A 13,152-nucleotide genomic window follows, 5' to 3' on the forward strand; every position below is an offset into this window, starting at 1 on the left:
CGACATGATTTAGCTTGGCAATCAACGGTTCAACTGCTCGTGCATCTTTAATCTCTCCCAATGCCGATGCTACTGCTTGCCGTACATCACTATCGGAATCATTGAGCTTGGCAATTAGAGGTTTAAGTGCTTGTGCATCCTTAATCTCTTCCAATGCCGATGCTACTGCTTGCCGCACATTGCTATCGGCATCATTGAGCTTGGCAATCAGGGGTTCAACTGCCTGCTTTTCACGTTCGTTACCTAGAATTCTGCATATTAGAGCCAACGCTTGTGTGTCAGATGTTAGATTACTGATAAAAGAGATTAACTGCTCCTTCTCTTTTATTGATGGTTGCCAACGCTTTATTCTAGGATGAAAATTAACATTGAACAATCGGAGTACTCCGGCTGCGGCATGGGAAGTGGGGGGGCTGCCCGTAAGCATTTCTAGCAAAGTATCTATTATTTCAGGCATATTATCAAAAAATATTTGATCAACTGGGAAAAGTATAATTCGCTTCCAAAGTATTTTCTCAATGATGAGAGCTGCCTTTATTGACTCCTCTTGGCTTAACTTAAGACGAGATGCTTGTTCCAAATAACATTTATGAAAAGTTTCCAGTTCGTTTGACATTGATGCTGTAGTAATCATTCCCAAAAGACCACCACAACCACCACGAACTTTTGCTTCTCTTCGTTGAAATTCTTGAAGAAGGATCGAACATAGTATTTCTGCCCACTGAGATTCAGCCAATTCTATAGCAGCAGTATCTACACTAGTTCCCGAAAACGGTGTATTGCCATCACGCTCACCAACATTCCTAACAAACTCTTGCAATATTTCCATTGCCATTTGTTCACTGGCATTAGGCTCATCAGCTAAACACAGAGCCGCCAGTACTGCACGGGGACGAGCCGTAATCTGAGCATCTTCTGTTTCAATTGGTTTGAGGATAGCTTGCAAAACATCGTCCACATCATCATCATTGCAGGAGGCTACACAAAGACGTAGTGCCTCTCGCCAGTTTTCAGTTACCACTACTTCTTGCTGACTGCGAAAAACAACAGGATGATCAGATTGCACTTCATTAATTTGGGCAGCAAGTGGGGCTACATAATCAGCAAGGTTGAGAGAGCGATCGCGGTTAGGGAAATGACCTTGCACAAGTGCCAATCCTGCCAAGTATTCTTGAAATGTGAGGTGACGAAATTCAAATACAGGAATGTCTCTGCCATTATGTGGAATAACACCCGCTTCTACTAAAATGCCTGTGCGATGTTCCAATAAACTCAGAAATTCTTTAGGTGTGTGCTTTTTTACCTCATGAAGATTGGGATATTCTTCTCGGAACTTTTCAAATAACTCTATCACTTCATCTTTCCGAAGTTGCTGTACTCCTCTATGACACATGGCATAGGCAATATACTCTAATTGCGGTAGTGCTTCATCATCATCTATAGGTTTGTCTACTTCAGAGCGCCAGTTAAGTAGTACATCTACTGCTTGTGCATACAACTTATGTCGGCGAGTCGGCAGTTTACCAACTTTACGCTTAACCAACGCCATTGTAGTAAGCAGCATTGGATTACCAGTAAGACGTTCAATGCGTTCAGCACTGTGAATGTCTTGAATCAATTCTGTTTCTGCCTTCTTTTTTCGCTCTGGTAATTCGGTAATATCACACCAGCGATGAGCAAAATCATCTTTATCTTTTTTTATCAGTTCAGCTACTGTAACATGCTCAAACTGCCGCCCTATGCGGTATTTCATTTCCCGATAGCCAACAATGCGGGAGGTAACGATTATGGGGGCTTGTTTATATGCGTCACAAATTTTTTCAATCTGTTGGCAGAATTCAGCTCGTAAAAGAGAATCTGTGATCTCATCCAAGCCGTCTATAAGTAACAGTGCTGTACCTTGTTTAAGTTTTTGTATTAAAATGCCACGCAGAGCAGTGCATTCAGGCTCGCTCATCTCGTCCTTACGCAAGATGTAATGCAGAATATCGTCTAATGAACGAATAGGGCTGACATTTTTCAAATCTCGACAACGGATAATAATTGGTAGCCAATCCTCATCAGGAAGTGTAGATACATCAGGCAAATCTTTCCAGTCTGGATCTTTTTCGAGCCGCAGCAAGTAGGCTGTGGTAATCCAACGAATCATAGTAGTCTTTCCTGCCCCTGGATCTCCCAGCACAACTAATCGTTTAGCCTTAGCCAGTCGTTCTCCAACAGGAACCCGCTTACCTCTATCTTCCCTTTCGTCTTTTTCTTCACTACTCCAGCCTGCTCTCCTACGCTGCATAGCAATGCGGCGCTTTTCAATTGCCGCTAATTCCACTTCCTCAACTTCAGCATTGGAGACAATTTCTACTTGGACGCGGAGTGCTACGTAAAGCTGACGCAGTAACAGTTTCTGGGTGGCAATATGGCGATCAAACTCTGGTAAGTTAGCTAAGTCTATAATGTCGCAGGACTCCAAAACCAGTTCCCGATAACGCTGTTCTGCGTCATTTCCCCCCTTTACATAATCGGAAGGTACTTGCAAAGGATAATATTTCTTCAGAGCAGTAATTAAATCATGTTGTGCTTTTGTAGGATCTTGCCAATATTGAGCAATGCATTCATCAAATGCCACTGTCTCTACGTCAGCTTCTTCATCCATTTGTACGCAAAAGATTCGTACTCGATAGTTATTTCTTGCAGCGTTAACAATCTGACGTGCCCATTTTGTTCCCAATGCTTTGATAGTTCCACAAAGTACCACCGGACTACCACTACTCAAAGCCTTAGAAGCTTCTTCAACGAAAGATTCTCCTACCATTACCGTTCCCCGATGAGCTACTTCATAGCCAGCTTCTCGAATCGGTTCCCCTAATTTTTCGGCAAACTCCTCTTCTCCCTTTGCATGGGCTATAAGAACCTGCTGAAGTATTTTTTTCATTTGACAGCCCTTAGCAAATCAGATACACCTTTAGACCAGTCTTTAATTAAGTCAGCATACTTGATATCAGCTAATATGGCAGGTGGTTTGCCTCCGGTCAGCAAAACTGGTAAAATTTTAACCCCGTGTCCACTCAGTTGCTGTGCTAAAACCGACATCCATTCACGATTTACCCACGGAGATAGATCAGATGAAGAATAACACAATACTAAATAACTTAGTCCTTCCAGCCCTTCATTGACGCGCTCAACTATAGAATCACCAACATCGATTTTCCATTCAGCAAACCACACTTGATGCCCAGCACTAACTACTTCTGAAGCTAGTTTTTCAGCTGGCTCAGTATCAATTTGTCGATAGCTTATAAAAACGTTAGCCATAATATAGTAAGTTAATCTTTAATTTATACTTAATTTTAAGTATACTTGGTTAATTTAAAAACTCATATCTAGTCAAATAAACAAAATATTAAAGCATCCCAAAGAAGGATGTATCTTACAAAACGGGATGCTCACTGTTAATCAAAGATAAATGCTTGCTTTCCTCACAAGTTCCTCAAATTCTTTTGCTATATATAAATATGGGGCGAAAACCTTTAAGAATATTTAAATTCAAAAATCGCTAAACATAGTTGAGGGATGAGTCATTTTTGACAATCCAGCATTTAGAAATCTGAAACAGTAAAGACCAATTACCAATGAACTAGGAAGGTCTATTATGATGTTTAAAAAGATTTTAGTTGCATTAGATCGTTCAGAAATAGGGCAACAGGTTTTTGAAGAAGCATTGAGTTTAGCAAAGTTAACACAAGCTAGCTTAATGTTAGTCCATGTCCTATCTCCAGAAGAAGAGGGTAGCCCTTACCTACCTATGATGTCTAATTTTGACTACTATCCAGGATTGACTAGTCAAAGCTTTGAGTTATACCAAAAACAGTGGGATACCTTTAAAAATTTGGGAATCCAGATGTTGCAATCTTTCTGTGCCCAAGCTAATACAGCAGGTATAAATACAGAATTTACACAAAATGTTGGTAATCCTGGCAGAATTATTTGTGACTTAGCCCATAGTTCTGGCGCTGACCTAATTGTTATGGGGCGGCGGGGTCATTCTGGGCTGATGGAACTATTTCTCGGTAGTGTGAGTAACTACGTTCTTCACCATGCTTCTTGTTCGGTTCATGTTGTGCATCTGTCCGTTGCTGTTAAAAAAGATGAAGTTGTCAAAGAAACTACAAGTACTTTAAGCGTTAACTAATTACTACTTTGTCAAACTATTTTTGAGGGTTTGTAGTAAGGACTTTAGTGTTTAGAAAAGAAGGACTAAAGTCCTTACTACGAACTTGCTTACCATCAATTTAAACTTGACAGACTACTAATATTGCATAAATCATAGCCAGCCAAATTCTGAATTTGGTTTATCCTCAACTACCCAATTACCTCAATTAATGGCCTCTATAGAGTCAAATCGCTACAAATTATCCTTAACTGCACGGTATTAGGCTAAAATTGAGCGTAGGCGTAGCCCATCGTAGACATCGCTTTTTCAGTGAAAAAGAAAAAGTCCTCTACCCAAAATTAGAGTTGAGAGCAAAAAGTGGATCTATGAAAGAAGATACCATTGAGATCGCTGGTTTTCATGCTCATGTTTACTTCGATGCTGCAAGTCGGGATGTAGCTGCGCGTGTACGTGAAGGATTGGGCGCTAGATTTGAAGTGCAACTCGGACGCTGGTTTGACAAGCCTATTGGGCCCCACCCAAAAGGGATGTATCAAGTTGCTTTCTTACCGAATCAGTTTGATAAAGTCGTCCCTTGGTTAATGCTTAATCGTGAGGGATTAGATATTCTTGTCCATCCTGAGACAGGCGATGCTGTCTCAGACCACGCGATTTATTCTCTCTGGTTAGGAGAAAAATTAGATTTGAATATTGAGTTTCTTCGACAGCTTAGTTCGACTTCATCCAATTAAAGGAAGTAGGGCACTTTGTTGGGTAAAAGTTATGGGCTAAGGCGTGAAACTTGATGATGAGGACTAAAGTCCCCACTAAGCTGTTACGCAAATAAGATTGCACATCAACTGGTGAGGTTGTCCTTTGTCATTAGTCATTAGTCATTTGTCCTTAGTAACACACAAATGACTAATGACGGCCTACACGGAAAATATTGCAATATGTAGGCGCGTTAGCTTACAAACTTCTGATGTTAATTTTCATATAATTCAACCACGGGTAAACCTTTTTTGGGAATACTGCTGAGAAAGCGTTCTCGAATTGAATCTAATTTATAGCCACAAATTAAACTTAGTATGCCAAGTAAAACTGGTGTGATGACTATGTTTATAGGTAGATTAATTACGATTAGTAACAATGCTAAAATCATCAATCCTAGGGTCAAATTTTGACAAAAACTTTTGACTTTATCTATCAAAACTAGAGATTGTCGACAACTAGGGCAATGCTTTGTATGTCTGTGCCATATATCGTATAATTGCTCATCACTTAATTCTTGAAAAGGTGCTTCTGCTAATCCCTGCAATGCAGGTTTACCATCGGCAAATTCATCTAACCATTTCCGAAAAGTAACGATGCCAACGTCAGCTAATGAAGGCATAAAATATGATTTTTGCCAAGTTCTATTTACCACAGATTCGTTAACAGCTTGAGAGTGCATCATTGATAAATCTTGGTTATTCAACTTATAGCTAGATGAATGTTTTAACCCAGTTTGCAAATATTTGGGCAGAAGCTTAAACCAGAAATTACCTTTTTGTGGAGGGATATCAGCAATAAACTTACCAATTTGTTTACAATAACCTGATTTGGTGGGCACAAAATACAACTGAAATAAAGCAGATTTACCGTTAGAATATTTATAGCTTGTTGTATTAGAACAGGGTGGAGTGAACTTCCTAGTAGCATCCATATCTTTGTTAAAAATATTGTAACCAGAATGCTTTAAAGTAAAACCATCTTCAGCAGACATTTCTCCAAATACTTCAAAATGTTGTATAGGTATAGCTCTTTCTGGGGAAAATCCAGCAATTCCTTTATGCAAAAATTGAGCGTGAGAAGGATCAAAACTACTTTCAACAGAGACAGTGTAACCAACAGGAACTTCTGACATAAACCAATCGGTCAACGAGCTATCAAGTTGAGATTCTGGCATCAGGGCAGGTTGCTTAGAAGTACTATCTTCAAAGGCAGTAGGGCTATCATCTGCCCAGATCCACAGTAATCCTTGTAGCACTTGAGTAGGGTATGTTGTTACTTGCGATCGCTCACTATTACAAGCAGCTTTTAAAGCCTTTTCGTCACTCAACATCGGAATATTTGTACATTTTCCTGCCCCATCAAAACACCAACCATGATGACGACACATTAGGTTTCCATTTTCATTGATACTTCCTAAAGATAACTGCGCCAATTTATGGGGGCAACTATCATCCATTGCTACCCAATTTTGATGTTTGTCTCTCCAGATCACCAGTTTTTTTCCAAGCAAAGTGATGGGGGTCGGATAAGAGGGTTCCAAATAGCTGACGGGAGTTATTGGATACCACTGTTTAGTCCAAGAGAAGCTAATTATCATCAAATTAATATATTCAACTTTTTTAATTAGGTTTGCGATCGCGCATCCGCAACAACATACTGATACTAAAAAGGATTAGCCTCTGTCACCACTTCTGGCAGTGGAATAAACTCTGTTTCTTCTGAAACGTTAGCAAAGCGGCAATCTTGCCAATCGGCTTTTGCTTGCTCTATCCGCTCTGGCCGACTAGAAACAAAATTCCACCATTTGTAGCGTGTACCCAATGGTTCACCACCAATAACAATACACCGAGCTGGAGCAGCAGCAGAAACCCTGATTTCATCTGCTGGTTCTAGGATGGCAAGGCGATATGGCTCTAGCGGTTGCTCATTAATGCTTAAACCTTCTGTGACACTGTATACTGCCCTCTCTGAATAACCAGTGGGGACAGTAAAGTGAGCATTGGCAGACAGTATTACATCTAAATAGAGAATGGGTGAGAAAACTTTGACTGGTGAGGTGTACCCAAGTGCAACTCCTGCAATGAGTTTGATGATAGCGCCATTCTCTTCCCAGGTAGGAAGGGTTTGGGCAGGATAGTGAGTGAAGCTTGGATCGATTTCTTCGTATTCTACAGGCAAGGCGACCCAGGTTTGAATGCCATGAATGGTAGTTTCTTTTTGACGATCGATATCTGGCGATCGCTCCGAATGTACAATCCCTTTTCCCGCCGTCATCCAGTTTACAGCACCCTGTTGAATTTCCTGCACAGTGCCTAAACTATCGCGGTGCATTAAAGCACCATCAAATAGGTAAGTTACGGTGGCAAGATTGATATGAGGATGTGGTCGGACATCGATACCTTTGTTGGGTGGCAAAACAGACGGGCCAACATGATCAAAGAAGATAAACGGCCCAACCATTTGACGATGAAGATATGGCAAACTGCGGCGGGCAACAAACCCACCCAAATCTTTAACTTCAGGTTCAATCAATTGAAGTATTGCCATAAGTGATGGGGGGTGATTGGTGAATGCTGGAATCATTATAAGTAGATCCACCAGAAAAAAGCTAACCTTTATGAGTTATTGGTTTGTGCGATTGCTTCCGATGGAAGCTTCGCACCATCGCTCCTCTTCGGTCACGAGTCAGAATGGGCTAAACCTTAGCTATCCGCTAACAGAATCAATAATTACTGCTGTGGAAAAAGCAGGCTTCAAATTGGTGGGCAAATCAGAAATTAACGCCAACCCAAAAGATACTAAAGACTATCCGGGCGGAGTCTGGACACTACCTCCCACCTTGAGCCAAGGTCAAAATGATAGGGAACGCTTCGTTACTATTGGAGAGAGCGATCGCATGACCCTAAAGTTTGTCAAACCCAAAGCCCCGTAAAAAAGGGAGAAGGCAGTATTCCAACTGAGCCTACTGCTTCAGACAAAGGCGATCGCACTAACAACTGCATTCAAGCGCACATATAGCGTTTTGTAAGGAAGCTTCTCGTAGAAAAAAGAGAAAAAATCGAAGCTGCCATAAAATAACAACTCAACTTAATAGTACCCTCAAGGGTACTATTAAATACATTTTTTAGTTGATATCGTAGCTTTGAAGCACAGCGATGGAGGCAATCTTTTTTCTAACTAGCATTAAAAATTACAGGTTCAACAAAATAACCAGTTTCAAGTGTAATTACAGCCACAAATCTTGTGAATAAGTGGCTCTAGCTTTTATTCCAGGTACAAATTATCTTTATCAGCTTCAGAACTCAATATTTGTGCTTTGAATATATGAAGCTATGTGAATACATTACTTATGTCAATAATTTATCCCCTAACACATCTAAGTCTTGCATTGATCGAATGGGTGTTAATAGGCAGGGCAATTCGTCTGTGGCAGCAATCAACCAGCTTCGCAATGATAGTGTTGCCTATAGTGCTATTGAGCATTAGCTATGACAATCTCATTCTTTCAATAGGAAGTTTTATTGGTGCAGGAGAGCTTTTGAAAACTCTCAGTATGCTGCGCTTTCTATTACATTATTTAGTTGTACCGCTATTCATTGTGATTGGTGTTGAACTCGCTCACCGCGCCGGAGCTGGTTGGGCCAATGGAGTAATGCGGGTTTTATCTGCGATCGTTGCATTGGGACTTGCAGCGATAGATATTGCCACCCATTATATAGGGCTGGAACTAGTTCCAATAGAGTTTGCGGGAATTCTACGCTATCATGTTGCCAACTTGAGTGGCCCGCCAATTATCACTATTGTAGTTAATATCTTTGTCCTACTAATTGGCATTGGTATTTGGTTCCGGCTGAAATGGCCTTGGTTATTTTTAGGAACATTGCTTTCCTTTTTTGGTAATGCTTTGCCCTTAGATGTAGTAGGTACACTTGCTGGTAGTGCATCTGAATTTGTCATGGCTATAGGTTTACTGTTAACTGAGGATTTTTCCCAAAAAACGAAACAAAAAAGTATCAGGGAAAGTCTATTGATAAACAGGTAACTTATGAAAAAAGCAATTATTATCTGTGGTGGAACTGGCAGTGCTGCAACTGCGTTTGTCCTAAGTTATGCTGGTCTTGAACCTGTTGTATTTAATGAGATTAATTGTGTAAATATTCTTTACATTTAATCTGATTTGATTCCTTGGCTCTTAATGGAATTCGCTACAATAAAATATAGTTTTTCTCTCTGAAATCTGAAAGAAATCTAAGGTTTTATATGATTATGCGCCTTCCCATAATTTCTATCACCTTTCTGGTTGCCAGTCTTACTACAGGTACAGTTTTGAGTGTTGCTGCTCCAGCTTCAGCTCAGGAAATAATAACTTGTTCAAGCCAGAATAATCGAAGGAATACTTGTGCGATAAATACAAGAGGCAGAGTGAGGCTTATCAGGCAATTGTCTAACGCCAGTTGTAGAGGAAATTGGGGCTATGGAAGAAATCGTATTTGGGTAAAAAATGGTTGTCGAGCTGAGTTTTCAGTTGGCGGTCGTAGAAACGGCAGATATGGCAGAAACGACAGATATGACAGAAACGACAGATATAACAGAGACGGCAGATATAACAGAAACGACAGATATAACAGATAGTCAACTAAGTATTTCATCAACATATAGGACTCATATTTGATTGCGTGAAAAAACTCCGTACAATTCAAAAAGCCTTCTTTCCTATTGCCTTACCACGCAAGTAAATATGGCTACGCCACAGTGCGAGAACAAAAATCAAATCCAGACTTTTTCTCCATAAAAAAGCCCAGTCATATTTTAACTGGGCTTTTAGCTATCTCAATCAATTATTGGAGATAGAGTAGTTTCCTCAACATCAATTAAACAGCAGCTTGCTCTAGATTAACCTTGACAACTTTGTTCTTTTCTCGCTCGGACTTGGGCAGTGTCAAATTCAAAATACCGTTTTTATAATCTGCGGTGACATTAGTATTTTGAACCCGAGCAGATAGAGGAATTACACGTTGGAATTTACCATAGTAGAATTCGCTCTTGGTAGTGCCATTGTTTTGGGTTTTGGTTTCAGACTTGCGTTCACCGCTAATGTGAACAGTATCTTCTGTAACTTGAATATCTAGGTCTTTAGCTTCCAGCCCTGGCAGTTCTAGCTTCAGATAAATTGCATCATCAGTTTCTTGCAGTTCAGCAGCCGGAACTTTGACAGAGCCTTTTTCAAACTGTGCAGATGGGACTTTAGTATCTCCCAATAGACCGTTGATGTAACTTTCTAAAGTGTTGAAATCTTGTGCAGAGTTGTAACGAAATAACATATTAATTTATCCCTTGTATCAGTAGTAGTTTTTGGCTCAACCAATCTTTGGATTTAAATCCTTGCTTTGATTTCCATCATATTGAGAAATAACAAGTTTGTAAATTCGGTTATTCTCACCAAACAATGGATGATTCCCGCACCAGATTAGGCGGTAAAAAAGATATTACGGTTTACTCTCATTTCTCGGTTCGGTAAACCGAATAATAGCTGTCAAAGGGGATTTACTTTAACACTAAGCTTTACTTTCTTGTAACCAAACGGTTATCCCTGCGCTCCCACTTTTCTTTATTGAACTGACTGCGCCACTTCAAAACTAAGTTCAATTTCAATTCTTTTAGTGATCTTTGCTTGTATGGGCGAGTACCAAACTCATTAAACTATCTAAAATGCGATCGCGTGACAATGGCATCATTTCTTTGCCATATAGCATTTCCTGCACCATCACATAGGATACCAGTGAGCCAAAAAAGATTTGCGCTGTTGCTTCTGGGTAAGTAATGCCTAATTCTGGGTGAGAAGCTAAATACTGGCTCAGTAATAGCCGTCCACGTTGAATCACGGTTTGAGTATATAATTTTGCCAATTCTGGAAAGCGTTGCGACTCGGTGATAATCAAGCGGAATAGTGCTAAGTATTCAGGATTGTCGGCAACTTTTGTTAGATAAATTTCAGCAATTTCACGCAATAATATCGCTGCCTCACCATGCAAATCTTCTGTACAAAAAATCCCCTGAAAACTAACAATTGTTACTCTTTCGATCAACGCCTTAAATAATCCTTCTTTATCTTGAAAGTGACTATATAGCGAGTAGCTTTTGGCGCTTCTGTAATGCACGAACCAGATATTTTATTTCTAGATGAACCGACATCTGGGGTAGATCCTTTAGCCCGTCGTCAGTTTTGGAAGCTGATTAATGACTTTGCCCGCAATGGTACAGCAATTTTGGTGACAACGCACTACTTAGAAGAAGCTGAACAGTGTAACTGCATGAGTTTTATGGTAGCCGGGAAAATCGCCGCCGAAGGTTCACCCAGTTCTATCAAAGCTTCTCAACCAGGACAACTTATAGAGATTATCGTTAACCAAAATCAAGCCGCTTCCAAGATACTTAAACAACATCTTGATTCGTGGCGTGTCTCGATTTTTGCCGATAGTTTACACATTGTTCTTGATGACCCGGAAGCAGAAATTCCCGAAATAACTCAGCTTTTAAAATCTGCACACCTGACTATTGAATCTCTGCGTCCGATTCCTTTCTCTTTGGAAGATGCTTTTATTGGTATCGTTGAACGTGCGGTCGGAGATTAGGAAAATGAAAACTGAGAATAAATAATGAAAAGAATTTTTCCCAATGTGTGAAAGGAATAGCGCAATTTCGGCGCGATCGCTTAACTTTAGGTTTAGCATTTTTATTGCCATTTTTAACTCTATTGATTTTTGGGTTTGCGATTCGTTTAGAAAGTAAAGATATTCCCCTGATTGTGCAGGATTTTGACCGCATAAACCTAAGTAGCAGCTATATTGAGCGTTTATATGCTACCAATCAATTTGTACCTAAGCAATGGTCAGGTGGTAATCCGGTACGGGATGCAATTGACAGAGGTATTGCTAAAGCGGCAGTGGTTATTCCTCCCCAATTTAGCCTAGATATTTAAGTTGGTAGAAATGCAAAGGTGCAAGTATTGATTGATGCCACAGATGTTAATAATACTCGTGTAATTAGAGGTAGCATTCAAAGAGTAACTAATTTCTTCATGCAAGACCAAGGATTAATACCAGATAAAAATATTATTACACCGCGAATCTGCTTGTGGTTTAACCCTGGTAGATTGGAGTCGTTGTACATTGTACCGGGAACTTATGGTGTCGTATTGTGGATTTTTCCCTCATTGCTAACAGCGATCGCAATGGTACGTGAAAAAGAAAAAGGTACAATTTTACAAGTCTATGCTTCTAGCATTAGTGCAACCGAACTGTTACTTGGCAAAGGGCTAGCTTACCTGCTAATTGCAATTACAGAAGCCTTAATAGTCATGGGATTAGGGTCAATAATAGTTTAGGCATTATGTTAGCAACTATTTGCGGTTCTCAACAACAAGTATTACTTACATCTTTTTTTATAAATTTACCAATGATCCAAACTTCGGGGGCAATATCTCCTATTGAATCTATGCCTCCTTTATTTCAATTCCTCTCTCTTTTTAATCCACTTCGTCATTACATTACTATTGTTAGAGGTATTTTACTTAAAGGGGTTGGTTTAGATGTGCTGTGGTTGAATATTCTAGCATTGCTTGGTTTTGCCGTTGTTTTATTAACTATTAGTGTTCATAAGTTTCGGAGTCAGTTAAGTTAAACTGTACTATCTCATTAATTCTGATAACATCTGTTCAAGAATATCTTCCATAATTTCTTCGTCTAAGTAGTGTGGAGTTGATGGTCCACCGAGAAATTCTTTGATAGTAATCTTCTGCTCTCTAAAGTCTTTGACAAAATCTCGGATTTGAGAAATAGCATTCATTTGAGATTCTATTGTTTTTAACATCAAAGACATAGAGTCAATGCCTTTTTTAGCAGCTTTACGAGAATCACTTACCATAGTTCCTTCTGGAGTATTTTTTGCTAACCGTAGTTCCATTTTTAAGTTTTCATATTGAGTGAGGAGAATTTGATTTTGCTGTTCTATAGTTCGACATTTGCGAGTTAAATCATCCTCGTTATTAAGATCAATAACTTCTCCCACCTGCTGAATTCGCTCAATTTCTAAAAGTCTTGCCAAATCTCCTTCTTGGTAAGCTTTATTGATTGATTTCATGATTTCTGTATGATATACAGCAGTTTCCGATGTTATGAGGTACAGTAACAGCAATTAGTAAACCAGTTTTTTAAATGTTGAGGATTTATTAA

General features: G+C 39.6%; 15 protein-coding genes and 2 pseudogenes. 10 read left to right on the forward strand and 7 right to left on the reverse strand.

Going from position 1 to position 13,152, the window contains the following annotated elements; all coding sequences use genetic code 11:
• On the reverse strand, nt 1-2,929 hold a 2,929-nt coding region (locus G1O98_RS31290; protein WP_163936558.1), incomplete at its 3' end, for a HEAT repeat domain-containing protein.
• Complete coding sequence (locus tag G1O98_RS31295) at nt 2,926-3,309, reverse strand: toll/interleukin-1 receptor domain-containing protein (protein WP_163936561.1); 384 nt, start codon at nt 3,307-3,309, stop codon at nt 2,926-2,928. The genes G1O98_RS31290 and G1O98_RS31295, both read right to left, overlap by 4 nt.
• A gap of 340 nt (nt 3,310-3,649) precedes the next feature.
• On the opposite strand from G1O98_RS31295, the gene G1O98_RS31300 reads away from it, so the two are divergent.
• Together G1O98_RS31300 and G1O98_RS31305 are read left to right on the forward strand one after the other, a co-directional pair.
• Nucleotides 3,650-4,186, forward strand: coding sequence for a universal stress protein (locus G1O98_RS31300; protein ID WP_163936582.1), 537 nt, complete (start codon nt 3,650-3,652; stop codon nt 4,184-4,186).
• Between the two features lie 347 nt (nt 4,187-4,533).
• Nucleotides 4,534-4,899, forward strand: a complete 366-nt coding sequence (locus G1O98_RS31305) for a DOPA 4,5-dioxygenase family protein (RefSeq protein WP_163936564.1) — start codon at nt 4,534-4,536, stop codon at nt 4,897-4,899.
• Nucleotides 4,900-5,132: 233 nt separating this feature from the next.
• On the opposite strand, the gene G1O98_RS31310 is transcribed toward G1O98_RS31305, so the two are convergent.
• Nucleotides 5,133-6,518, reverse strand: a complete 1,386-nt coding sequence (locus tag G1O98_RS31310; protein WP_163936567.1) for a Rieske 2Fe-2S domain-containing protein — start codon at nt 6,516-6,518, stop codon at nt 5,133-5,135.
• A gap of 65 nt (nt 6,519-6,583) precedes the next feature.
• Nucleotides 6,584-7,468: a pirin family protein gene (locus G1O98_RS31315; RefSeq protein ID WP_163936570.1), complete on the reverse strand. Its 885-nt coding sequence runs from the start codon at nt 7,466-7,468 to the stop codon at nt 6,584-6,586.
• A gap of 70 nt (nt 7,469-7,538) precedes the next feature.
• Between G1O98_RS31315 and G1O98_RS31320 the strand changes: the two genes are divergently transcribed.
• The 4 genes from G1O98_RS31320 to G1O98_RS40340 all read left to right on the forward strand — a co-directional run bounded on the left by G1O98_RS31320 (nt 7,539) and on the right by G1O98_RS40340 (nt 9,593).
• Nucleotides 7,539-7,853: a hypothetical protein gene (locus tag G1O98_RS31320; protein ID WP_202985833.1), complete on the forward strand. Its 315-nt coding sequence runs from the start codon at nt 7,539-7,541 to the stop codon at nt 7,851-7,853.
• 417 nt (nt 7,854-8,270) lie between these two features.
• Nucleotides 8,271-8,963, forward strand: coding sequence for a hypothetical protein (locus tag G1O98_RS31325; RefSeq protein ID WP_163936573.1), 693 nt, complete (start codon nt 8,271-8,273; stop codon nt 8,961-8,963).
• A 3-nt stretch (nt 8,964-8,966) separates the two neighbouring features.
• On the forward strand, nt 8,967-9,092 hold the full coding sequence (locus G1O98_RS40935; protein ID WP_275941813.1) for a hypothetical protein: 126 nt from the start codon (nt 8,967-8,969) through the stop codon (nt 9,090-9,092).
• A gap of 330 nt (nt 9,093-9,422) precedes the next feature.
• On the forward strand, nt 9,423-9,593 hold the full coding sequence (locus G1O98_RS40340; RefSeq protein WP_243458600.1) for a hypothetical protein: 171 nt from the start codon (nt 9,423-9,425) through the stop codon (nt 9,591-9,593).
• A 199-nt stretch (nt 9,594-9,792) separates the two neighbouring features.
• On the opposite strand, the gene G1O98_RS31335 is transcribed toward G1O98_RS40340, so the two are convergent.
• The gene (locus tag G1O98_RS31335) at nt 9,793-10,242 is read right to left on the reverse strand and encodes an Hsp20/alpha crystallin family protein (protein ID WP_163936579.1); all 450 of its coding nucleotides are present in this window, start codon (nt 10,240-10,242) and stop codon (nt 9,793-9,795) included.
• A 336-nt stretch (nt 10,243-10,578) separates the two neighbouring features.
• Nucleotides 10,579-11,079, reverse strand: coding sequence for a TetR/AcrR family transcriptional regulator C-terminal domain-containing protein (locus G1O98_RS31340; protein WP_345940614.1), 501 nt, complete (start codon nt 11,077-11,079; stop codon nt 10,579-10,581).
• Here G1O98_RS31340 and G1O98_RS31345 point away from each other — a divergent pair.
• The 4 genes and pseudogenes from G1O98_RS31345 to G1O98_RS41255 form a co-directional block, all read left to right on the forward strand.
• Nucleotides 11,050-11,553, forward strand: a pseudogene (locus G1O98_RS31345) (AAA family ATPase); the annotation flags it as partial. The gene G1O98_RS31340 and the pseudogene G1O98_RS31345 sit on opposite strands and share 30 nt — an antisense overlap.
• A gap of 47 nt (nt 11,554-11,600) precedes the next feature.
• On the forward strand, nt 11,601-11,900 hold the full coding sequence (locus G1O98_RS41245) for a hypothetical protein (protein ID WP_243458601.1): 300 nt from the start codon (nt 11,601-11,603) through the stop codon (nt 11,898-11,900).
• A gap of 18 nt (nt 11,901-11,918) precedes the next feature.
• Complete coding sequence (locus G1O98_RS41250; RefSeq protein ID WP_322745228.1) at nt 11,919-12,305, forward strand: ABC transporter permease; 387 nt, start codon at nt 11,919-11,921, stop codon at nt 12,303-12,305.
• A gap of 5 nt (nt 12,306-12,310) precedes the next feature.
• Nucleotides 12,311-12,601 (forward strand): ABC transporter permease, encoded by a 291-nt coding sequence (locus G1O98_RS41255; RefSeq protein WP_345940615.1) that lies wholly within the window; start codon nt 12,311-12,313, stop codon nt 12,599-12,601.
• A 6-nt stretch (nt 12,602-12,607) separates the two neighbouring features.
• Here the strand turns inward: G1O98_RS41255 and G1O98_RS31355 are convergent.
• Nucleotides 12,608-13,087: pseudogene (locus tag G1O98_RS31355) on the reverse strand (molecular chaperone DnaJ); the annotation flags it as partial.
• Nucleotides 13,088-13,152 lie beyond the last annotated feature (65 nt).

This window comes from Nostoc sp. UIC 10630 (assembly GCF_010747425.1).
Classification (GTDB): domain Bacteria; phylum Cyanobacteriota; class Cyanobacteriia; order Cyanobacteriales; family Nostocaceae; genus Nostoc.